This window comes from Ferrimonas balearica (genome assembly GCF_019802055.1).
Taxonomy (GTDB): Bacteria; Pseudomonadota; Gammaproteobacteria; order Enterobacterales; family Shewanellaceae; genus Ferrimonas; species Ferrimonas balearica_A.
On record NZ_JAHVHW010000007.1, the window covers coordinates 1,600,906 to 1,623,234 of the forward strand.

18 protein-coding genes and 7 tRNA genes are annotated in these 22,329 nt (G+C 57.9%); 16 read left to right on the forward strand and 9 right to left on the reverse strand.

Features of this window, described 5'->3' with window-relative positions; all coding sequences use genetic code 11:
- Window positions 1-54 precede the first annotated feature (54 nt).
- Window positions 55-2,100, reverse strand: coding sequence for a S9 family peptidase (locus KUV52_RS14900; protein WP_315900129.1), 2,046 nt, complete (start codon window positions 2,098-2,100; stop codon window positions 55-57).
- 295 nt (window positions 2,101-2,395) lie between these two features.
- Here KUV52_RS14900 and rimO point away from each other — a divergent pair, with 295 nt between their 5' ends.
- Window positions 2,396-3,829, forward strand: a complete 1,434-nt coding sequence (gene rimO, locus KUV52_RS14905) for a 30S ribosomal protein S12 methylthiotransferase RimO (protein WP_222526707.1) — start codon at window positions 2,396-2,398, stop codon at window positions 3,827-3,829.
- Between the two features lie 271 nt (window positions 3,830-4,100).
- On the forward strand, window positions 4,101-5,702 hold the full coding sequence (locus tag KUV52_RS14910) for an AbgT family transporter (protein ID WP_315900128.1): 1,602 nt from the start codon (window positions 4,101-4,103) through the stop codon (window positions 5,700-5,702).
- 57 nt (window positions 5,703-5,759) lie between these two features.
- Here KUV52_RS14910 and smrA read toward each other — a convergent pair whose 3' ends face one another.
- A complete protein-coding gene (gene smrA, locus KUV52_RS14915) occupies window positions 5,760-6,341 on the reverse strand; it encodes a DNA endonuclease SmrA (protein ID WP_222526708.1) in 582 nt (193 codons plus the stop codon).
- Between the two features lie 153 nt (window positions 6,342-6,494).
- Here smrA and KUV52_RS14920 point away from each other — a divergent pair, with 153 nt between their 5' ends.
- Window positions 6,495-7,061, forward strand: coding sequence for a YybH family protein (locus KUV52_RS14920; RefSeq protein ID WP_222526709.1), 567 nt, complete (start codon window positions 6,495-6,497; stop codon window positions 7,059-7,061).
- A gap of 9 nt (window positions 7,062-7,070) precedes the next feature.
- Window positions 7,071-7,532: a YchJ family protein gene (locus tag KUV52_RS14925; RefSeq protein WP_222526710.1), complete on the forward strand. Its 462-nt coding sequence runs from the start codon at window positions 7,071-7,073 to the stop codon at window positions 7,530-7,532.
- Here the strand turns inward: KUV52_RS14925 and KUV52_RS14930 are convergent.
- The 3 genes from KUV52_RS14930 to KUV52_RS14940 all read right to left on the reverse strand — a co-directional run bounded on the left by KUV52_RS14930 (window position 7,529) and on the right by KUV52_RS14940 (window position 10,685).
- Window positions 7,529-9,685, reverse strand: coding sequence for a putative bifunctional diguanylate cyclase/phosphodiesterase (locus KUV52_RS14930; RefSeq protein ID WP_222526711.1), 2,157 nt, complete (start codon window positions 9,683-9,685; stop codon window positions 7,529-7,531). The genes KUV52_RS14925 and KUV52_RS14930 overlap by 4 nt on opposite strands.
- A gap of 95 nt (window positions 9,686-9,780) precedes the next feature.
- Window positions 9,781-10,062: a DUF406 family protein gene (locus KUV52_RS14935; RefSeq protein WP_222526712.1), complete on the reverse strand. Its 282-nt coding sequence runs from the start codon at window positions 10,060-10,062 to the stop codon at window positions 9,781-9,783.
- A gap of 125 nt (window positions 10,063-10,187) precedes the next feature.
- Window positions 10,188-10,685: a VC2046/SO_2500 family protein gene (locus KUV52_RS14940; RefSeq protein WP_222526713.1), complete on the reverse strand. Its 498-nt coding sequence runs from the start codon at window positions 10,683-10,685 to the stop codon at window positions 10,188-10,190.
- Window positions 10,686-10,809: 124 nt separating this feature from the next.
- Here KUV52_RS14940 and KUV52_RS14945 point away from each other — a divergent pair.
- From KUV52_RS14945 to KUV52_RS14960, 4 genes are all read left to right on the forward strand, one after another.
- Window positions 10,810-10,894 (forward strand) — tRNA-Tyr (locus tag KUV52_RS14945).
- A gap of 54 nt (window positions 10,895-10,948) precedes the next feature.
- Window positions 10,949-11,033, forward strand: a tRNA-Tyr gene (locus KUV52_RS14950).
- A 53-nt stretch (window positions 11,034-11,086) separates the two neighbouring features.
- A tRNA-Tyr gene (locus KUV52_RS14955) sits at window positions 11,087-11,171 on the forward strand.
- A 25-nt stretch (window positions 11,172-11,196) separates the two neighbouring features.
- Window positions 11,197-11,281, forward strand: a tRNA-Tyr gene (locus tag KUV52_RS14960).
- A gap of 113 nt (window positions 11,282-11,394) precedes the next feature.
- On the opposite strand, the gene KUV52_RS14965 is transcribed toward KUV52_RS14960, so the two are convergent.
- Window positions 11,395-11,610: a DUF3820 family protein gene (locus KUV52_RS14965; RefSeq protein ID WP_222526714.1), complete on the reverse strand. Its 216-nt coding sequence runs from the start codon at window positions 11,608-11,610 to the stop codon at window positions 11,395-11,397.
- 46 nt (window positions 11,611-11,656) lie between these two features.
- Between KUV52_RS14965 and KUV52_RS14970 the strand changes: the two genes are divergently transcribed.
- From KUV52_RS14970 to rrtA, 3 genes are read left to right on the forward strand one after another with little or no spacing between them, the layout of a single operon-like run.
- A complete protein-coding gene (locus KUV52_RS14970; RefSeq protein WP_222526715.1) occupies window positions 11,657-12,721 on the forward strand; it encodes a PLP-dependent cysteine synthase family protein in 1,065 nt (354 codons plus the stop codon).
- The gene (gene queC / locus KUV52_RS14975) at window positions 12,718-13,419 is read left to right on the forward strand and encodes a 7-cyano-7-deazaguanine synthase QueC (protein WP_222526716.1); all 702 of its coding nucleotides are present in this window, start codon (window positions 12,718-12,720) and stop codon (window positions 13,417-13,419) included. Before KUV52_RS14970 ends, queC begins: the two co-directional genes overlap by 4 nt.
- Window positions 13,397-13,996, forward strand: coding sequence for a rhombosortase (gene rrtA / locus KUV52_RS14980; RefSeq protein ID WP_315900126.1), 600 nt, complete (start codon window positions 13,397-13,399; stop codon window positions 13,994-13,996). Before queC ends, rrtA begins: the two co-directional genes overlap by 23 nt.
- Here rrtA and KUV52_RS14985 read toward each other — a convergent pair.
- From KUV52_RS14985 to KUV52_RS14995, 3 genes are all read right to left on the reverse strand, one after another.
- Complete coding sequence (locus KUV52_RS14985) at window positions 13,981-14,379, reverse strand: hypothetical protein (RefSeq protein WP_222526717.1); 399 nt, start codon at window positions 14,377-14,379, stop codon at window positions 13,981-13,983. The genes rrtA and KUV52_RS14985 overlap by 16 nt on opposite strands.
- A 62-nt stretch (window positions 14,380-14,441) precedes the next feature.
- Window positions 14,442-16,436: an excinuclease ABC subunit UvrB gene (uvrB, locus tag KUV52_RS14990; RefSeq protein WP_222526718.1), complete on the reverse strand. Its 1,995-nt coding sequence runs from the start codon at window positions 16,434-16,436 to the stop codon at window positions 14,442-14,444.
- The gene (locus KUV52_RS14995; protein ID WP_222526719.1) at window positions 16,420-17,796 is read right to left on the reverse strand and encodes an MATE family efflux transporter; all 1,377 of its coding nucleotides are present in this window, start codon (window positions 17,794-17,796) and stop codon (window positions 16,420-16,422) included. The genes uvrB and KUV52_RS14995 overlap by 17 nt, the downstream gene beginning before the upstream one ends.
- 552 nt (window positions 17,797-18,348) lie before the next feature.
- Between KUV52_RS14995 and KUV52_RS15000 the strand changes: the two genes are divergently transcribed.
- The 5 genes from KUV52_RS15000 to rsxA all read left to right on the forward strand — a co-directional run bounded on the left by KUV52_RS15000 (window position 18,349) and on the right by rsxA (window position 22,328).
- A tRNA-Asn gene (locus tag KUV52_RS15000) sits at window positions 18,349-18,424 on the forward strand.
- A gap of 130 nt (window positions 18,425-18,554) precedes the next feature.
- Window positions 18,555-18,630 (forward strand) — tRNA-Asn (locus tag KUV52_RS15005).
- A 41-nt stretch (window positions 18,631-18,671) separates the two neighbouring features.
- A tRNA-Asn gene (locus KUV52_RS15010) sits at window positions 18,672-18,747 on the forward strand.
- Window positions 18,748-19,725: 978 nt separating this feature from the next.
- On the forward strand, window positions 19,726-21,618 hold the full coding sequence (locus KUV52_RS15015; protein WP_222526720.1) for an EAL domain-containing protein: 1,893 nt from the start codon (window positions 19,726-19,728) through the stop codon (window positions 21,616-21,618).
- 131 nt (window positions 21,619-21,749) lie between these two features.
- Window positions 21,750-22,328 (forward strand): electron transport complex subunit RsxA, encoded by a 579-nt coding sequence (rsxA, locus tag KUV52_RS15020; RefSeq protein ID WP_222203292.1) that lies wholly within the window; start codon window positions 21,750-21,752, stop codon window positions 22,326-22,328.
- Window position 22,329: the final 1 nt, after the last annotated feature.

Below are 22,329 nucleotides of genomic sequence, written 5' to 3' on the forward strand. Positions count from 1 at the left end.
GAAACCATAAAAAAGGGGCGCCGAGGCGCCCCTTTTTCTCTGACTTTTTGACCCTCAGGGCTCTGAGGAAACAGCGGGCAAGCCAGGAATAAACTCCCTGCCGTGGGGGATCTGAATACTGGACCCGCTAAAGGCCTCACCAACAGGCTCCACCCGTCCTCCCAGACATTGCGCCAGAAACGCCTCGGTTACCGCGTAGAACGCAATGTTGTTCTCCGGCTTGGCAAAGCCGTGCCCCTCATCGGGAAACAGCACATAGCTCACCGGTATCCCTTTGCTCTTCATCGCCTGGACAATCTGATCCGACTCCGCCTGTTTCACCCGGGGATCATTGGCGCCCTGAGCGATCAACAACGGTTGCTCGATGTTATCGACGTAGGTCAGCGGCGAACGCTCCTTCAACAGTGCCCGTCCCGCTTCGGTGTCCGGGTCGCCAATGGCGTTGGCAAACACCCGCCGGAAGCTGGCCCAGTATGGGGGGATGGAGTCGAGTAGCGTCTGCAGATTGGAGGGGCCCACAATGTCGACGCCACAGGCAAAAGCGTCTGGGGTCATGGTCAACCCAGCCAGAGTGGCATAGCCGCCGTAACTGCCCCCCATAATGGCGACTTTGCCCTCCTCGGTAACGCCCTGCGCGATGGCCCAGGCCTTGGCGTCCAGCAGGTCATCCTGCATCGCTCTGCCCCACTCTTTATTGCCAGCGTTCACGAACGCCTTACCAAATCCGGTGGAGGAACGGAAATTCACCTGCAGCACTGCATAGCCGCGATTTGCCAACCACTGAACCAGGGAGGAGTAGCCAAAGGTATCCCGTCCCCAGGGGCCGCCATGCACCAACATCACCATGGGCACAGGCTCATTGGCGATGCCGTCCCCTTCCGGATCGGTCTGAAGCGGCAGAGTCAGATAGGAGACCAGTTCCAGCCCATCACGACTGGGGATGGTGACGCCGTTCATCTTCGCCAGCGGCAGACCGGCAAGGGAGGGGTTGGTCACAAAGAGTTCGGACAGGTTGCCACTGTCCCGTTCATACACCTTATAGATGGGAGAGCCGTCGCTCTCATCGGTGTAAACGGTCCAGAAGTTGGTGTCCTCGGAGATCGCCAGCACACTGGCGCCACCGGAGAGTTGGCGATTCAGTTGAACAATGTCCTTTTGGAAGTTGGGGTCTACGGCAAACCACACCGGGCGGTGACGATCCTCCGCATAAGCAAAGGGCTTATGGGTTCGGGGATCAAACAGTACCGCAGAGACATCCACTCCGTTGGCCGCGGCCAGTACCTGAGTCGCCCCATCCTCTAGCCGGTAGTAGACCAACGCGGCGGTATCCCGGTCCCGACTGTCGAGCAGGTAAACTCCCTCATTGTTCTCATCGAAGCCCAACAGCGTCGTCGTCAGCATGTCCTCAGAGGGAATGGTAAAGCGGGGAACCCACTGAGCGTTTTTCCATTCATAGACGGTCTGCCCTTCGCTCTCGGCTGAGCCCAGAGCCATCCGTACTTTAAGGTCGTTATCCACCAGAATAGAGGCCATGCCCGGATTCTCCGCCAGCAGGGTGCGTTCACCGCTGGCGAGGTTCACCAGATAGAGATCGTGCCAACGGGGATCCCGGTCATTCATTCCGATCACAGCCTGACCCGGGTGACTGCGGCTCTGCGCCACCATCTGCGCCTGCACGCCCTCGTAGGGGGTCAGATCCAGAACCTCACCGCTGGCCAGGTTGATGCGGTACAGGTGCCAGTTCTCATCCCCATCCTGATCCTGAATATAGAGAACATGTTCACTGTCCAGCGCCCAGAAATGGGCAGGGATCCCCCGGCCCGTATCGCCGGTGATCGCCTTGGCCAGGTTGATATCTCCACGAGGGGCAACCCAAAGATTCATCACACCGTCCAGCGGTGCCCGGAAGCTCATCCACTCACCATTGGGGCTGATCCGGCCCTGAAAGCGGTCGGGATTGCCAAACAGGGTGGTCCTTTCAATCAGGGGGATGGCCACCGCTTCGGTAGAGGCGGAAGGTTCCTGAGCCGGTGGCGTCGAACCGCTGCAGGCGCTCAGGCCCAGTGCTAAAGCCAAAGAGATAAGGAGAGGTTTCAACATGGTCAGTTCCATTGTTCGCTGAAGGGCACCGCACTTCGCCCGGTAGAGAGTTCACCCCGAAAGGAGCGATTTTTTTCATCACCTGAATCAACATAGCAGACTAAAAATCAAACGCTTAGTTATGTTCTGTGGTGGTGGCTACCCCCTGCCTGCCAGAGGAATTGACGGCGAATCAATGGCCTCTTCCGCAGGCGATGCTTTTTTGGCCAGGTGGCGCTGTATCTGGCCCCGCCTTCGGGTATAATCCCGCCCTCTTTTTTGTGAGCCCCTTTTTCAGCGGAGATCTTCAGACGCTATGACCGTCAACACTTTCGATCCCAATGCCCAGAGCCACGTTGCCGAACAGCCCAGCACCACCCACGCCACCAAAGTGGCGCCGGAGATGGGCAATGGCGGTGCCGGCACGGGTACCCGCATCGGTTTCATCAGTCTGGGCTGTCCCAAAAACCTGGTGGACTCTGAGCGGATCCTGACTCAACTGCGCATCGAAGGTTACGACATCGTCAACACCTACGAGGGGGCGGACCTGGTGATCGTCAACACCTGTGGCTTTATCGACTCTGCCGTACAGGAGTCGCTGGACACCATCGGTGAAGCGCTGAAAGAGAATGGCAAGGTGCTGGTGACCGGCTGTCTGGGCGCCAAAGAGGATGAGATCAAGCAGATCCACCCCAAGGTGCTGGGCATTACTGGTCCTCACGCTTATGAGATGGTGTTGGAACAGGTGCACGCGCATCTGCCCAAGCCGCAACATGATCCGATGACCAGCCTGATCCCGGACCACGGCGTGAAGCTGACTCCACGTCACTACGCCTACCTGAAGATCTCCGAAGGCTGCAACCACAAGTGCACCTTCTGCATCATCCCTTCCATGCGCGGCACCCTGGACAGCCGCCCGATGGGCGAAATCCTGGATGAAGCCAAACGTCTGCAGGCGGCTGGCGTCAAGGAGTTGCTGGTGATCAGCCAGGACACCGGTGCCTACGGCGTGGATGTGAAAAACAAAACCGCGTTCTGGAACGGCATGCCGGTAAAAACCTCCATGCTGGCGCTGTGTGAAAAACTGGCGGAGTTCGGGATCTGGGTGCGTCTGCATTACGTCTACCCCTACCCGCACGTTGAAGATGTGCTGCCCCTGATGGCAGAAGGCAAAATCCTGCCCTACCTGGATATCCCGTTCCAGCACGCCAGCCCGCGCATCCTCAAGCTGATGAAGCGCCCCGGCAACGCCGAGCGCACGCTGGAGCAGATCAAAGCGTGGCGCGAAGTGTGTCCCGACCTGGTGATCCGCTCCACCTTTATTGTCGGCTTCCCGGGCGAAACCGAAGAGGACTTCCAGTTGCTGCTGGATTGGCTGGAAGAAGCCCGTCTGGATCGGGTTGGCTGCTTCAAGTACAGCCCGGTGGAAGGGGCCAAGGCCAATGAACTGCCCGACTCTGTGCCGGAAGCCGTTAAAGAGGAGCGCTTCCAGCGCTTTATGGCGGTACAGGCTCGCATCAGCCGTGAAAAACTCGCCGATCGGATTGGCCAGGAGATGCTGGTGGTGGTTGATGAGATTGGTGAAGATGGCGCCATTGGCCGCAGCTACGCCGATGCTCCGGAGATCGATGGCCGTGTGATCATCGGGGGTGAGTACGATCTGAACCCCGGTGATATGGTGTGGGTCAGCATCGAATTCGCTGACGACCATGACCTGTTTGGCACCCTGGTTGAGGATGACGAAGCGTAATTCGTCACTTTCCGCCTAAAAAAGGACCGCTTTGCCGGTCCTTTTTTTGTGCCAGTTGCTGTAACAAACCCATCCTGGATCACAGTTGGACACAGAAAATGTCAGTCAATCGCGCTGTTTTTGTGGCCATATTGTTTGCGTTTGCGGCATTTGACGGTTACAAACCCCGAATTGGGGTTGTTTCTTATGCAAAACCTCCTCTACTATCCCTACCCACAACGACAAGGGCGCCAACGCCCAGAGACAAAATAATAAGACCAGGAAGGAAATTATGAGCTCGAAGTCCATTGAGCGTTCAGACACGCCCCAAGCCATGGAGCAGTCTGGTGCCTTTCGCCGTTTTCTCGACGTTGTCGAGCGGCTGGGCAATCTACTCCCCCACCCCATCACCCTGTTTGCCATCTTCTGTGTTGGCATCATCCTGATCAGTGGCATCGCTGGCTACTTTGACCTCTCCGTAGCCGACCCGCGTCCGGAAGGCGCACCGGGCCGTGCCGCCGATGGCCTGATCTCCGTGGTCAGCCTGATGAGTGCCGAGGGCCTGCAGCGCATCGTTTCCAATCTGGTCACCAACTTCACCGGCTTCGCCCCTCTGGGTACCGTGCTGGTAGCCCTGCTGGGTGTGGGCATCGCTGAGCGCGCTGGCCTGATCTCCGCCGCACTGCGCGGCCTGGTGATGGGCGCCAAGCCCCGCCTGGTGACCTTTATTGTGGTGTTTGCCGGCATCATCTCCAACACCGCCTCTGAGCTGGGCTACGTGGTGCTTATCCCACTGGCCGCGATGATGTTCCACTCTCTTGGCCGTCATCCACTGGCCGGTCTGGCCGCAGCCTTTGCCGGTGTGTCCGGTGGCTACAGCGCCAACCTGCTGCTCGGCACCGTTGACCCCCTGCTCTCCGGCATCACCGAAACGGCGGCTCAGATCATTGACCCCAACTACACCGTGGGTCCGGAAGCCAACTGGTTCTTTATGATCCTCTCCACCTTTGTGGTGGCCGGTCTGGCCATGTTTGTGACCGAGAAGATCGTGGAGCCCAAACTGGGTAAGTACGACATCCGCGAGGCCGCCGAAGACGTCACTCACGATAAGATGGAAGGACTGAGCGCCAAGGAGAAGAAGGGCCTGAAAGCGGCTGGCCTAACCCTGCTGGTTCTCTCTGTACTGCTCTCACTGACCATCGTTCCGGAGTGGGGCGCACTTCGCCACCCTGAAACCGGCCTGGTTGCGGGCTCTCCATTCCTGAAAGGGATCGTGGCCTTTATCTTTGTTTTCTTCGCCATCCCCGGCATGGTCTATGGCCGCATCGTTGGCACCATTAAGACTGACCGCGACGCCATTGATGCCATGGCCCACTCCATGAGCACCATGGGCATGTACATCGTACTGGTGTTCTTCGCCTCCCAGTTTGTGGCGTTCTTCAAGTGGACCAACCTGGGCGCCATCACCGCCGTAGCGGGAGCGGACATGCTGAACAGCATCGGCCTCAGCGGCCCGCTGCTGTTTGTCTGCTTTATCGCGGTGTGTGCCTTCATCAACCTGATGGTGGGCTCCGCCTCCGCTCAGTGGGCGGTTACCGCGCCCATCTTTGTACCGATGCTGATGCTGGTGGGTTACGCCCCGGAGACCATCCAGGCCGCTTACCGTATTGGTGATTCCGTCACCAACATCATCACCCCGATGATGAGCTACTTCGGCCTGATCCTGGCGGTGGCGTCCCGATACAAGAAGGACTTGGGCATTGGTACCCTGGTGGCCACCATGCTGCCCTACTCCATCGTGCTGTTTATCGGCTGGAGTCTTACCTTTGTGGTGTACGTATTCGTACTGGGTCTGCCGGTTGGTCCGGGTTCCCCGATCCACTACACGCCGTAAATTTCGGCAACAAAAAACGCGCTCAGATGAGCGCGTTTTTTTATGGGCCAATGCCAGTCAGCGCTTTTGATGACGCTCCCGGTTTTCCGCTTTTTCCCTCGGGCTTTTGCGCAACAACACGTACACCGCACCGGTGCCGCCATGCTGCTTCAACGCCGTGTGGTACGCCAACACCTCAGGGCAGTTGGGCAGCCAGGCGGCCACATAGCTCTTCAGCACACCGCGGAACGGTTTTGAATTGAGCCCTTTGCCGTGCAGGATCAAACCACTTCGGATGTCGTTCTCCAGGCAGTCACGTACAAACTGCAGCACCGCCTGACGCGCTTCCGCCACGGTGTGGCCATGGAGGTCCAGGCGAGCGTCAATGTTGTACTTGCCCAAGCGCAGATTTTTATAAACCCCATGCTGCATGCCGCCACGGGTCCAGCCAATCACATCATCCGGATCCACCGGCTCAACCGCTTCCAGAGTCAGCCCATCCCGCTGCGCCACCACTTCCGCTTCCGCCGCCGCACGGCGGGCTCGCTGCGCTTCAGTGGGGTCCGATGGTCCTCCGGTAATCGCCCGGGTCTGGTCCGCTTTCAGGGGCACCACATCGGACATTGCCTCGGCAAAGAGGTTGGTGTCGTCACGTTCCATCAGGCCCTCTCACTGTAGAATACTCATGACCGCCATTATATCGTGGTGGACACCGGCCCTACCACGCCCATCACAATTTGTAATCCTTTCGCCCTTTACAAATCGGCGCGAGAACGCACAATTGTGTCGTGTTTGTTAAGTTCTGAGCGCACTTTGAAGTTACTTATTCCTACTCTCGCCCTGATGTTCTCCGTGTTGGTCACCCCTGTCCGGGCCAGCACCGACTCGCTGAATCAGGAGATTAATGAGCTTTATGACACCTTCGTGGAGTCCTATTTTGCGCTCGACCCTGAACCTCTTGAGTCCCTTTATAGTCCAGACGCCTGTCTGATGGGCGTGTCCGATGAGAGCGAGTTCATCCGTGGCCGTGAAGCGATCACCAAGGCGATCAACAAGTGGTTTGAAAAGGTGCGCAAACGCGATGCGACCATCAAGATCGATTTTCGCGTCATCGAGCGTCAGCATGAGGGCGCGGTGGTCACCGATGCAGGCTATTACCTGATCCGTTACACACCGAATCAGGCCAGCGAGCAGCCTTCCAGCGAGTTTGCCGGAAAGTTTGTAATGAGCTTTAAACGCGGCGCCGATGGCAACTGGTACATCTTTATGGATTCCGCCAATCGCTCGAAGCCGGAACTGTTTTATGCCGCCAGCGCGGAGCCGGGGCTGTACTTTTCCAACCCCTCAGAGATAATGCAGGCCGAATTGCCAAAGAAGTAACCGACCTGCATGACCCAATGCCCCTGTGGCAGCACGCTGGATTACGCCACCTGCTGCCAACCCCTTCATGACGGCCACTCCCGGGCCGATACCCCCGAACAGCTGATGCGCTCCCGCTACAGCGCCTATGTGCTGGCCAAAGCGCCCTATCTGCTTGCCACCCACCACATCGACTATCGTGGTGCCTTGTCGGAAGCGGAGCTGCTGGCTTCCTGCCAGCAGACTCAGTGGCAACGTCTTGAGATCCTCGATGCGCCAGCTCATGAAGGGGATAAGGGAGAGGTGGAGTTTCGTGCCTGGTACCGGGACGGCACGGCATTAAGGGCGATGCATGAGCGCTCTCGCTTTGTTCGGGAGCAGGGTCAGTGGCTGTATTGCGATGGCCGGTTTGATCCCAAGCCCCAGGCGAATCGCAACGCCCCCTGCCCCTGTGGCAGCGGCAAAAAGTTCAAACGCTGCTGTGGGGCTTAAGCGGGCTCAGTAACGCGAAGATATTGCGCCTCAAACTGGTGGACATCCACCGGGCGGCCATAGAGAAACCCCTGAACCATGTCACATCCGCAGGCTTTCAGGAACTCATGCTGCTCGGCGGTCTCGACGCCCTCTGCGGTCACCACCAGATCCAGCGCCTGGCCCATGGCGATGATGGCGGGCACAATCTCCCGATTTTCCCGGGAATGCTCCAGATCCATCACAAAGGAACGGTCGATCTTCAGTTTCCGAACCGGCAAGCGCTGCAGGTAACGCATGGAGCTGTAGCCGGTGCCAAAATCATCAATCGCCAATACGATGCCCAGCTCGCCAAGCTGATTGCATAACCGGGACACCACCTGGATCTCCTCCAGCAAGCTGGTTTCGGTGATCTCCAGTATCAAAGTACCCGGGGTCAGTCGGTAACGGTTGAGCTGGTTCCAGCAGATTTCGTAAAGCTCCCCGCCAAGCAACTGCTTGGCTGAGACATTCACATGCATCTGCAGGTTGGGCCAACGCCGTTGCCACAGATGCAGCTGATAGAGGGCTGTTTCCAGAACCCAGCGGCCAATGGGCTCGATGGCACCGCTGTCTTCGGCGATCTCAATAAAGCGCGCCGGACCCAACTGCCCTTGCTGGGGATGGCGCCACCGCAACAGCGCCTCCGCACCACGAACCCGACCGCTCTCCAGCTCGACCAGCGGCTGGTAGTGCAGTTCAAACTCCTTTCGGACCAGCGCTTTACGCAGATCCTGCTGGATCTGTACCTGCTCACAAAAGCGCTCTCTCAGAGCGTGGTCAAACAGCTGAACTTTCCCGGTGTGTTTGGCTCTCTCCATCGCCAGATCCAGGGCCGCCATCGGGTCCACCTGATCACCCAGCAAATCAAAACACACACCCGCCAGACTCAGGGACACCTGGTAGGAGCGGCCACCAACCTGAACCGGTGAATCGATGCGCGCTTTCAGGCCCAGGGCCAACGCTTTCAGTTCCTGCTGCGGCGGCACATCAAACTGAACCACAAACTCATCCGCACCGATTCGCGCCGTCAGCGCCGCGCCCAAACGCTCTGCCCCATGGCGCAGTCGCCGGGCGATCTCCTTAAGTACCCTATCGCCAACCGCATGGCCGTGGAGATCGTTAAACGCCTTGAAGCCATCCAGGTCCAGCAGCAATACAGCGACCGGCTTGCATTCGGTCAGCCGCTTCAGAAAGTAGGCTCGGTTATAAAGCCCGGTCAGAGCACAACGCCAGGCAAGGTTTTCCAGCTCCGCCTTATGCTCCCTCTCGGCGGTAATGTCGTCGGAGTAAAGCACCAGATAAGCCTGGTTATTCTCTGTGACGACCCGGTTGGCCCGAAAATCGATCCAGCGAACCACCCCTTTGGGTGTTACCACCTGAGCTTCACCGCGACAAAAGCCTCTTTCCTGAACCTCTTCCAGCGCCAGCTGAGCATGCTCGGGGTTTTGCTGGAACATCATCAGATGCTTAACCGGTTTGTCGATGTAATCCTCGACCCGGCCCCCGGCCAGGCGGACGTAGGCCTGGTTCACGTAACGGATCACCAGACTGTCGGCATCAACGATTACCAGTCGCTGGCTGGATTGCTCCATGGCATGCCGAAACAGGTCCAGTTGGTTGGCCTGGCTGGATTGATGCTGAGTAGCCAATGCCAGCGCCAGCTGATCCGCTAATTGACCGACCCAGTGCGCGTCCTCAGCACTCCATTGGCGGGGCCGAAGTGATTCAACACAGATCACCCCCTCCAGATGGCCATTGATCCGAATGCCAGCATCCAACATGGCATGGATCCCATTGGGCACAAGGTAGCTGGGCGCAAATGCCTTGGTGGCCGGATGCAAGCGAGCGACATCGGCTCGGAGAAAGCGATGTTGATAGAGGTGAGAAAAGTAGTCCGGCGCGGCATCGGTATGGATGGGCGCATCAACAATGGTCTGCCCCGCCATCTGATGACGGCAAACCGGCAAAAGCGCGGATTGGTCGTCGGAAAAACGCCAGATGGATGCGGTTTCTGCCCCCAGCTGTTCACAGGCCAGCCGAGCCGCCACCTGAGCAGTGTGCGTAAAATCTCCGGCTTGCTTTTCTGGCAGCTGTATCAGCTGCTCAATTGCGTCGGCACGTCCCTGCTTCATCGCAACTTCAGGTGTTAACAATGCGTAAGTAAAAAGTAAGGGACACAGTATCCTGCGTCCCTTAGTCGTTCAACTCTATTTTGCGATTCATCGCCTTAGCTGAGCTGCATCTCAAAAATCAGACGCTCAGCCGCGCAAGAAAAGACCAGTTTGGCCTGCAAAGTGTGACTTTCTGCTTGCCATACCGCGTCCGCTTTCACATCGGCGAAACGGGCTTTGGCTGCCTCTGCGAGTTTGTCAAACTCAGCGCGGGCATCCGCTTCACTGGAGGCCTCAATGGGCAGATTCAGAATGGTATCCTCTTCGGCGATCACGGCACCAACATCCATATAGGCACCACAGCATTCGGTGATCAGGTCTTGAGTCTTAGACTCCATAGGAAACCTCTTAACAAAGGGGGGAACCGCCCAAGTATAGGCAGTGAGGGGCATTCATCCTGTTGGCTGGATCACAGAGTGTGGCTTTTCATTGAGCCAGACCAAGAAAACCGCTGAAAGCTTGCTCAGGCACAGGCACGCAGCGCGGCGCTCTGCAGTCGTTGTTCAGCAATCAGGTCCGCCAGCGCCATCTGGGCCGGGAAAACCCGCATCTGTGAGGCCAGGGTTTGCGGGTTGCGAGCCGCGGGCTCGGCATTGGAGAGGGCTTCAGACAAGCCATAAGGGTATTCGCCGCGCACATCCAGCGGCTCTGGAGTCAGGCACTGTTGCAAGCGAGATTGGGGCAAGCCCCCCTGATGAAACGCCTGAGCGCAGGCATCGCTGCGCAGTGTGTCGCTGTAGTGACCCACGGTGGGCGCATCATCGGGCAGTTCAAAGCGGTGACGAAGGGGCAGAGGTTCCCCTTCCGGCGTTTTTTCCAGTTGGAAGCTGCCGTGGTAACGGACGTCCTGCACCATCATCGACAGCAACAGGCCGAACTCGCCCCGGTGGCCCTGATGGACCGCCTGGTTGAGCGCACTGCCCAGTTGCCATTCGTTGACTAAAATGCCCTCAGGCCGCATAGAAAATACCCAAAAATCATCGCTACAGTCTGTTTATCGCCCCAACGGTTCAAAACTTTAGGCAAGATTTGCATTTAGGGGTTTACAGGTAAAATCCTGCTGTTACTATACGCCCCGCACTTGTGGAGGGGTTCCCGAGTGGCCAAAGGGATCAGACTGTAAATCTGACGGCTCCGCCTTCGAAGGTTCGAATCCTTCCCCCTCCACCATATTGCCGCTGTGGCATCGGCCCTTGATGACCACCGCAAAACAAGTAATCCCGTGGAGGGATTCCCGAGTGGCCAAAGGGATCAGACTGTAAATCTGACGGCTCCGCCTTCGAAGGTTCGAATCCTTCTCCCTCCACCATCTTCTGCTGTGTCATCAGCCCTTGATGAGCATCGCAAAACAAGTAACCCCGTGGAGGGGTTCCCGAGTGGCCAAAGGGATCAGACTGTAAATCTGACGGCTCCGCCTTCGAAGGTTCGAATCCTTCCCCCTCCACCATCTTCTACAATTTGCTTTACCCCGTGGAGGGGTTCCCGAGTGGCCAAAGGGATCAGACTGTAAATCTGACGGCTCCGCCTTCGAAGGTTCGAATCCTTCCCCCTCCACCATCTTCAATAGAAAACGCCACCCATCGGGTGGCGTTTTTGCATTCTGACTCCGGATAATCTGCCCTTACGACGGTGAACACCAAGTCTTCTGGTGAGCACCGCCTTAACCGGGACTACCCTTCCCGCCGCAGCGGCTTCAGCAGATAGCCCAATCCGTTGTGTTTGATCTCAAGCACCAGCGCCAGTTTCGGCCCAAGCGGCGGCGCTGGCCACCCCTTGCCCTGCATCCAAACCAGGTAGGCGATCGGCAGATCCATAAGGCGCCGTCCGGCATATTTGCCAAACGGCATGGTGTCATTGGCAAGCTGGCTTAACAGCTGAGGGTCCATTGCGATACCATGCGGCGAACGTAAACGAGCATTATACGGGATTTTTATGCCGCGCAATTGGGTAAACTGGGCCATCGCCCAGATTGAGGCCGACTTTCAACGCAGTGCGGACACGCACCTGATCAAGCTGGATCTGCCTCACTTAACCGATATCGACATCTATCTGAAAGATGAGAGTACCCACCCAACCGGTAGCCTGAAGCACCGCCTGGCGCGCTCCCTGTTTCTCTACAGTCTGTGTAACGGTTGGATCCGGGAAGGCACGCCGATCATCGAGTCCTCTTCCGGCTCCACGGCGATCTCCGAGGCGTACTTTGCCCGCTTGCTGGGCCTGCCGTTTATTGCGGTCATCCCCAAGTCCACCGCCCAGAAGAAGATCGACCAGATTGAGTTTTACGGTGGCCGCTGCCATCTGGTGGAGCCCGCCGATATCTACACTGAGTCCGCTCGCTTGGCTCAGGAGCTGAACGGTCACTATATGGACCAGTTCACCTATGCCGAGCGCGCAACCGACTGGCGCGGAAACAATAATATCGCCGACGCCATCTTCCGCCAGATGCTGCATGAGCGCTTCCCGGTGCCGAGCCATATCGTGATGAGCCCGGGTACCGGCGGCACCTCCGCCACCATCGGTCGTTACCTGCGCTATCAGAAGGTGGATACCCGCCTCTGCGTGGTGGACCCGGATAACTCCGTTTTCTTTGATTACTTCCAAACCCTGGACAACAGCCTGACCAGCACCGCCTGCTCCCGCATCGAAGGGATCGGCCGCCCCCGGGTTGAGCCCTCCTTTATCCCCGGCGTAGTGGATGAGATGCGCCAGATCCCCGATACCGCGTCCATCGCCACCATTCTGTGGCTGGAGCAGATCATCGGGCGCAAAACCGGCGCCAGCACCGGCACCAACCTCTATGGTGTGCTTCAGTTGGCGGATGAGATGCGTCGCAAGGGCGAATCCGGATCCATCGTCACCCTGATCTGCGATTCCGGTGAGCGCTACCTCGACAGCTACTACGATCCCAAGTGGGTGGCGGAGCGCATTGGCGACATCCAACCCTACGTCGATCAACTGGCCCGTTTCTCTGAAACCGGAGAACTGGAGGCGCTATGAGTGAAAAACGCATTGCCGTCGTGGTGTTCAGCGGCGGCCAGGACTCCACAACCTGTCTGGTTCAGGCCCTGACCCACTATGACGAAGTGCACGCCATCACTTTCGACTATGGGCAGCGTCATTCCCAGGAGATCGAGGTGGCTCAGAACCTGGCCAAACAGCTTGGGGTTGCGGCCCACAAGGTGATGGACGTCAGCCTGCTGGGAGAGTTGGCCATCAGTGCGCTGACCCGCGATAACATCGCGGTCGCCAACGAGTTGATGGATAACGGCCTGCCCAACACCTTTGTGCCCGGACGAAACATTCTGTTCCTCACCCTGGCGGGCATTTACGCCTATCAGGTGGGTGCCCAGACGGTGATCACCGGCGTGTGCGAGACCGACTACTCCGGCTACCCCGACTGTCGGGATGAGTTTGTGCAAGCACTGGAGAAAGCGTTGGTGCTGGGTATGGACCGCCCCCTGACTCTCGCCACACCGCTGATGTGGCTGGATAAGGCACAGACCTGGGCCCTGGCGGATCACTACGGAGCACTCGAGCTGGTGCGGGACAACACCCTGACCTGCTACAACGGCATCATCGGCTCCGGTTGCGGCACCTGTCCCGCCTGTCAGTTGCGCGCCCGTGGTCTGGAGCAGTACCTGGCCAACCGTCACACCATTCTGGACGATCTCCGTGCCCAGTGCGGCCTCGACTAAGGCCTTTGGCTGGCCCAGCGCAGACCAGTGGGCCGGCCCGGCATTGTTGTCGATCCTGGCGCTGGTGTGCTGGGCCCTGCCCTCACTCTACGAGCCTCTGATCTGGTCCCGCAGCGGACTGGATCAAGGGCAATGGTGGCGACTCTGGAGTGGGAATCTGCTCCACTCCAACACCGCCCACCTTTTGATGAATCTGGGCGGCCTCTGGCTGATCTTCGCCCTGCACCAACCCCACTACCGCTGGCGCCCCTTCCTTTTGGCCTGCCTGACGATGTGTCTGATGATCGGTCTCGGCCTCTACTGGTGGGTACCCGACACCAGCCGCTATGTGGGCCTGAGCGCCCTGCTGCACGGCCTGTTCACTCTGGGAGCCATACTGGATATCCAGCGCGGATGGCGAAGCGGTTACGCTCTGTTACTTGGGGTTCTGGGCAAGATTGGGTGGGAGCTCTACCATGGCGGCAGCGCTGAAGTGGCAGCACTCATCGACGCCCGGGTTGCGGTGGAGTCCCACGCCCTGGGCGTCTTGAGTGGTCTGTTGTGTGGTCTGGGGTACTGGCTTTACCAGCGCTCCTGATAGCTGCCGCTGCCCTCACCGGTCAGGAAGCTTTCCGCCATCAGTTTCATCGCCTGGTCGTAATCCCCCTCCAGCGCAGCCTGATACTGTTGCTCAGCCAGCGCTTGCTGATGGATGGCGCCCGCTGCGGTCGGGAAATCCTGGATCAACACGTTGATGTCGACCGGTTCCGGTGCCGCACCTGTCGGTGCCGGAGTACTGCCATCCCGGTAATACGCCAAACCCGGGCCTATCACTTCACTCTGTTGGTGAACCTGGCTGCGCAGCTCCCCCTCTGCCTGCGGATTTACCTGAGCGATCTGAGGTGCAGGCAACTGGTAGTTAGCCACCACCAATGCCGCAGCCAATACTGCAAATGCGATCACGTTCCGTCGATTAACCATACTCACCTCCCCTCCCACAACGTCAATGGGGGACACTGTAAGTATGGCTCAGCCAGAGGGGATCAGGAGGTGACCAACTGTCCCCGCAGTGCCTCGACCTGGTCGCGGATCGCTGCCGCTTTCTCAAACTCCAGGTTGCGGGCATGCTCGTACATCGCTTTTTCCAGTTCGGCGATGGACTTAGCCACCTTACCCGGATCCACAGCCTGATAGGTGGGCTTGGTTTCCGCCACCTTGCGACTGCTGCGCGATTTGCCACCCACATCCATCACATCGGTGATCTTCTTCACCAGCCCCTTGGGCACGATGCCATGCTCGGCGTTGTACGCCTCCTGCTTGGCACGGCGACGACGGGTTTCGCCAATGGCCCGTTCCATGGATCCCGTGATGCGGTCGGCATAGAGAATCGCCTTACCGTTGACGTTACGGGCCGCCCGGCCCATGGTCTGGATCAGGGAACGATCCGAACGCAGGAAACCCTCTTTGTCGGCATCAAGAATCGCCACCAGAGACACCTCTGGCATATCCAGCCCCTCCCGCAACAGGTTGATGCCAACCAACACATCAAACTCGCCCAGACGAAGATCCCGGATGATCTCCATCCGCTCCACCGTGTCCACATCGGAGTGCAGATAGCGCACCCGGACACCGTGCTCCTCCAGGTATTCGGTCAGGTCCTCGGCCATACGTTTGGTCAGGGTGGTGACCAGCACCCGCTCGTTGGTCTCGGCACGGAGGCGGATCTCCGACAACAGGTCATCCACCTGGGTCGCAACCGGACGGATCTCAATCTCAGGGTCGAGCAAGCCGGTAGGACGCACCACCTGCTCCACCACGTCACCTGCGGACTTATCCAGCTCGTACTTCGCCGGTGTCGCGGAGACAAAGACGGTTTGGGGCGCAATCGCCTCAAACTCTTCAAATTTCAGTGGCCGGTTGTCCATCGCCGAGGGCAGGCGGAAGCCATACTCCACCAGGGTCTCTTTGCGGCTGCGGTCCCCTTTGTACATCGCCCCGAGCTGCGGCACGGTAACGTGGGACTCATCGATGATCAGCAAACCATCGTCCGGCAGGTAATCGAGCAGGGTCGGCGGCGGCTCGCCCGGCGCCCGGCCGGACAGGTAACGGGAGTAGTTTTCAATGCCGGAGCAGTAGCCCAGCTCCAGCATCATCTCCACATCAAATTGGGTGCGCTCCTTGATGCGCTGTGCCTCAATCAGCTTGTGATTATCCAGCAGCTGCTGATGCCGTCCCTTCAACTCATCCTTTATCTTGTCGATCGCCCCGATAATGGTTTCTCGCGGCGTCACATAGTGGGTTTTCGGGTAAACGGTGTAGCGCGCCACCTCCCGGCTCTGTGCGCCGGTCAGCGGGTCAAACAGGGAGAGGCGCTCAATCTCCTCATCAAACAGCTCAATGCGAACCGCATCCCGGTCCGAGTCCGCTGGGAAGATGTCGATCACCTCTCCCCGAACGCGGAAAGTACCGCGCTCAAACGCCATATCATTGCGGGTGTACTGCAGCTCAGCGAGACGCTTCAGAATGTCACGCTGGTTCATGATGTCGCCTTGACGCAGGTGCAGCAGCATCGCCATATAGGCTTTAGGATCGCCCAGGCCGTAGATGGCAGACACCGAGGCCACCAGCACCACGTCACGACGCTCCATCAGTGCCTTGGTGGCAGAGAGTCGCATCTGCTCAATGTGCGCGTTGATGGACGCGTCCTTCTCGATAAAGGTGTCTGTCGAGGGGACATAAGCTTCTGGCTGGTAGTAGTCGTAGTAGGAGACGAAATACTCCACCGCGTTATCCGGGAAGAACTCCTTCATCTCCCCATACAACTGGGCCGCCAGAGTCTTGTTGTGGGCCAGGATGATGGTGGGTCGGTTCAACTCGGCGATCACGTTCGCCATGGTGAAGGTTTTGCCGGAACCGGTTACCCCGAGCAGCGTCTGGTGAGCCAATCCGGCATCCAGCCCTTCTAGGAGTTGAGCGATGGCGCCGGGTTGATCGCCGGCGGGTTGAAACTGGGATTGCAGCTTAAAGGGTCGACTCACGGACAGCCTCGGTTGGTTTGTCGCGGTTACAGCATAGGTGGTACCAAACCCAGCGCCAGGCGATCAGCGCGGTCAGAACATTGGCCACCGCTGCGCCGACAAAGACGCCGGTCAATCCAGCGAGTTTACCACCGATATACGCCAGGGGCAGGTACATCACAAACAATCGGATGACCGATAGCCCCAGTGCCGACAGGGGCCGGTGCAGCGCATTGAAGCTGGAGTTGGACAGGATGATCACCCCTTGAGCGCCGTAGGAAAGCGGCAGGATGCTGACCAGCAGCGCGATGGTGGCAGCCACTTCCGCATCCTGACCAAACGCCTGGCCAATCCAGCCTGAAGAGAGCAACAGAAGAAGGTAGACCCCACCCTGAAACAGCAAGACAAACTTGATCACCTGACGATAGAGCAGCCGTACCCGGTCCATATGTCCCGCTGCCGCATTCTGACTGATCAGTGGCGGCAGACTCATGGAGAGCGTCAAAACCACCAGAGTGGAGAGCGACTCCAGTCGGGTCCCAACCCCAAACGCCGCCACTGCCGCCTCGCCATAGCCCGCCATAATGGCGGTCATCAGCCCCATTGCCAGTGGAGTCAGAATGTTGGAGCCCGCAGCCGGTAGCGCGATCGCCAGGATCTCCCGATACCCCTGCAGGCGCTCCGACCACTCACGGAACCAGCCCACCGCTTTCATGCGGAAAACCAGCATATAGATGATCACCGCACTGGAGACCAGGTTGGCGCACACGGTCGCCAATGCCGCCCCTTTGAGCCCCATGGCGGGCACCGGACCCCAGCCAAAGATAAAGAGCGGATCCAGCGCCGCATTTACAAAAGCGCTGGCTGCCATCACCAGACTGGGCAACCGGGTGTTACCGTTGGCGCGCATCACCGCATTGCCGATCATGGGGAAGGTGATGAACACCACGCCCAGCAACCAGACGCTCATAAACTGGTTAATCAGGTCGAGGGAGTCCCCTTTGGCCCCCAGGGCACGAAACAGCCAGTCATGTCCGAACCACACCGGCACCGCCAGCACCAGCACCAGACCAGCGGACAACGCCAGCGCAGAGCCTCCCAGAGCCCTTGCTCTCGCTTGCTGCCCTTTGCCCTGAGCCGTCGCCACAGCCGCACTGGTCCCTATCCCCAAGCCAATTACTACGCTGAACAGGGTAAAGGTCACCGGAAAGGTAAAGGAGAAGGCCGCCAGCTCTTTGGTACCCAGCAAACTGACAAAGTAAGCGTCGACAAAGTTGAAGGTCATCAACAACACCATCGCCAACAGCAGCGGCCAGGTCATGCGGCGCAGGTGAGCGATAACGTCGCCTTGGGTCAGTTGGTGAACGTGGGGACGGGACACAAGAGCTCCTGGAGAGAGTCAAACGGCGACGATTGGATAACAACCAAAACTAATACACAACCCCGACTTCACAAAAAGTTGTAAAATTTCAGTTTTGGCGCGCCGCGGTCGAGGGCGGCGACATTATGCGCTAAGTGTTTGTTTTTTATGCTCGAGTCAATTATGCACAATCGTTGCTCAACTTGCTGCAAACCCTGTAGTGACGCGGCCTGACACCTTCATTCACGAGTTCATTAACACAGTTATCCACAAAATCAGTGGATAACAACGATAAACCCAGAGCCGTTCTGGCTTAGAAAATGTCAACCTTTTTTTCCTCTCCATTAGTCTTAGCGAAAGAAAAAACGTCATTCGTAACTCACTGACTACACCCCAGATTCTTCGCCCATTCAAACGACACTCGAAGCAAAAATCATCCGCAATTGCCGATCAATTAATCCCATTGCACAGAGGGTAAACAAACGCGCCTCTGACAGGGGAATTTTTGGGGACGGCTGTTGACTACCCATTAGGTGCCCATTAAGATGCGCTCCGTCCTTGAGACGATGATGTTCCCCCTTAGTTCAGTCGGTAGAACGGCGGACTGTTAATCCGTATGTCGCTGGTTCAAGTCCAGCAGGGGGAGCCACTTTTAAGTTGGACCCTGCCGTGAGAACGGCGGACTGGCTCTTGTTAGAATCGGCGTATGTCGCTCACTCAAGTCCAGCAGGGGGAGCCACTTTACTGAGGCGTCAGACAAAACACGCATCACAACCTGTTCCCCCTTAGTTCAGTCGGTAGAACGGCGGACTGTTAATCCGTATGTCGCTGGTTCAAGTCCAGCAGGGGGAGCCACTTTTCCTGAGGCGTCAGACAAAACACGCATCACAATCTGTTCCCCCTTAGTTCAGTCGGTAGAACGGCGGACTGTTAATCCGTATGTCGCTGGTTCAAGTCCAGCAGGGGGAGCCACTTTCGAAGGCCTCGCATCAGCGGGGCCTTTTTCGTATCTGAAGCGTCGGTAGAACGGCGGACTGGCTCTGGTCAGAATCAGCGTATGTCGCTGCCCCAAGTCCAGCAGGGGGAGCCACTTTCGAAGGCCTCGCATCAGCGGGGCCTTTTTCGTATCTGAAGCGTCGGTAGAACGGCGGACTGGCTCTGGTCAGAATCAGCGTATGTCGCTGGTTCAAGTCCAGCAGGGGGAGCCACTTTCGAAGGCCTCGCATCAGCGGGGCCTTTTTCGTATCTGAAGCGTCGGTAGAACGGCGGACTGGCTCTGGTCAGAATCAGCGTATGTCGCTGCCCCAAGTCCAGCAGGGGGAGCCACTTTCGAAGGCCTCGCATCAGCGGGGCCTTTTTCGTATCTGAAGCGTCGGTAGAACGGCGGACTGGCTCTTGTCAGAATCAGCGTATGTCGCTGGTTCAAGTCCAGCAGGGGGAGCCACTTTCGAAGGCCTCGCATCAGCGGGGCCTTTTTCGTATCTGAAGCGTCGGTAGAACGGCGGACTGGCTCTGGTCAGAATCAGCGTATGTCGCTGCCCCAAGGTAGCGTGGGCCCTGGCCCACGGTTACACCCTAGTCCCATTCCATCGCGGCTTTGCAATCAACCTCCTCTGCGCTCTGATTCACAACCCAATGCCGCCAAGTGGCTTTACGCTCTTCCCTGACGCCTCCCCTGCCCCTTCACTTCTCTAAACCCCTTTTTACCCGGGTAAAAGCCGGTTTCATTTATCGTCTCATTCCCCAGTTGACTCTGATTCACGCATTGCGGTCACCAATGACTCCCCAGCCTTGCTACTGACACCCGGACGATCTAGGATCGCTACACTCATTTGCCGTAATTGATTGATATGGCAACGGGCCCTGCCCCAGTACGTTCAATAGCCCGAACAAATGCCAAATTGGCAAACCGCTGTGTAAGGCAATTCGCGATAAGGAGATCGTGGTCTTATGTTGAGCACCCGTACCACTCTTTTCTGCTTGATTGGCCTCTATCTGGCCGCGAGTGCCGCGCTGCTTATGGTCGGTGCTCACGCCCTCCATAACGAGATTAGCGATGACCGGTCAGAACTTCAGATGGCGCTGGACAGCGCACTGGAGGCCGGTGCCGATCCGGAGCAGATCCCCAGACAGCTTTCGCAAGAGCTTCCGCTGGCGTACGCCTTTATCCGTGATCGCAATGATGCGACTCAGACGGTGTTTGGCCGATACCAGGAACCCCGCCATCTGTTCGCGCCTATGCTGGACCTCTACTCCAGTAACCTGACTCTGGAGAGCCGATGGCAGGATCTGGATATCCGTCTGCAACTGGATGGCGATCGATACCTCTCCAAGGCCACAACGGTTCTCATCAAACCGATGTTGTTGGTCAGCATTGTATTGCTGCTGGCACTGCTGTTGGTCTCCTGGCGCAGCGTGCGGGTGAAGAATCATCTGTGGACTCTGGTCAACGCCATTGAGCGCTTGCCCAGTCTGGAACTTCCCAGCGACCTGGACCGGGTGTCCGGCCAACTTCGCCCGGTGGGCAAAGCCCTGTTTAATGCCCGCTCTCAACTGAAAGAGCGGATGGCCAGCCTCAGCAAGCGTCATCTGCACAGCCAACCCATTCTGGATCCGGTGTCCGGCATCAAAACCCGCGCCTTCTTTATCGAAGAGATGGAGCGCCCTGCCAGTACCGACCTCCATCACGGCCACCTGATTCTGTTGCGCGCCAGCGCCCTCGGCCAGATCAATGAGCGACAGGGTCGCAACGGTGGTGATCGTTATCTCGCGGAGATTGGGCATCTGCTGAAGCAATACGCCCGGAAAGAGAAGACCGGCTACGGCTATCGCTACGGCGCGACCGATTTCATTCTGCGCCTGCCGGATTGTGACCAGGACAACGCCAGATTACTGCTTAAGGATCTCAGCATGCAGTTGGCTGAGTTGGCCAAGCACCATGAAGTGGACAACGCGGGCAGCCTGGGCGCCATCGCCTACCATCAGAGCGATCGCATCAGCCAGCTTCTGACCAATCTGGACACCGCCGTCAGTATGGCGGAATCGATGGGCGCGCACGGACACTACCTGATGGACAGCTCACTGGCGGATCTGGGCCTCGATTCCGAACGATGGCTGACGGTGATTGATGATGTACTGGAACAGGGAAGACTGCACTTTATCCATCAGCGTATTCAGAGCAACCGGGATGACCGTCCCCTGTTTACCGAGATGCTGGTGCGCTTTCAGAATGTGGATGGCAACCCGCTGCCCACAGAGCCGCTGTTCTCCATGGCGGCGCGCTATGGCAAGGTCTCGCAACTGGACAAGATGGTGGTGTCCCGGCTGATACGGGAGCTTTCCAATGACGGCGACAGCATTGAAGCGTTCAGCCTGAACCTGGCCAATCACTCCTTTAACGATGTGAAGTTCATCCACTGGCTTGAGCACCAACTGCAGGATCAACCCAAACTGGCCAGTCGCCTGGTGATCGAGGTCAGTGAAAATAGCATTCAGCAGAATCCGACCCACGCAACGGATATTGTTCGACGCCTCCATCGTCTCGGCGCCCGGATCTGCATCGACCATTTCGGTACGGCACTGACGTCGTTCCGCTATCTGCAAATCCTGAAACCGGACTTTGTTAAGCTTGAGCCCAGCCTGATCCGGGATATCCAGGATAATCACAACAATCAGTTCTTTATTAAGATGCTGATGGAGATCGCAGTACGCCTTGAGCTGAAAGTGATCGCCACGCACGTTGAAAGCGCCGATGAAAAAGTGACCCTGGAGCAACTCAAGGTTCACGGGCTCCAGGGGCACCACATCGCCATGCCCAAGCCCATTCATCCGATCCGAGCCTGATCCGTGGCCCGGTTCATTGCCGGGCCGCCGATTCTCTGAGCAGGAAACCAGTAACCCTGCTTGCAGTCAGTTGTTTCGCTGCGCGGATTTACCGATAATGGCGGACTACTTTTCAACACGACCGCATTGTCATGACCGAATACCTGTTGTTGCTGGTGGGCACCGTACTGGTCAACAACTTTGTGCTGGTGAAGTTCCTGGGCCTCTGCCCGTTTATGGGCGTGTCCAGCAAACTGGAATCCGCCATAGGCATGTCTATGGCCACCGCCTTCGTTCTGACCCTGGCCTCCACCTGCAGTTATCTGGTTCATCAGTATCTGCTGGTGCCGCTGGAGTTGACCTACCTGCGTACCCTCAGTTTCATCCTGGTGATTGCCGTTGTAGTGCAATTTACCGAGATGGTCGTCCGCAAGACCAGTGCCTCCCTCCATCGGGTGCTGGGCATCTATCTGCCTCTGATCACCACCAACTGTGCGGTATTGGGCGTGGCCCTGCTCAACATCAATGAGCAGCACGATTTCATCAGCTCCGTCCTTTACGGCTTCGGCGCTGCGGCCGGTTTTGCCCTGGTGTTGATTCTCTTCTCCGCCATGCGTGAGCGGCTTGCAGCGGCGGATGTGCCCCTGCCCTTTAAAGGCGCCTCCATCGCCATGATCACCGCGGGCCTGATGTCCCTTGCCTTTATGGGCTTTACCGGACTGGTTAAGTAAT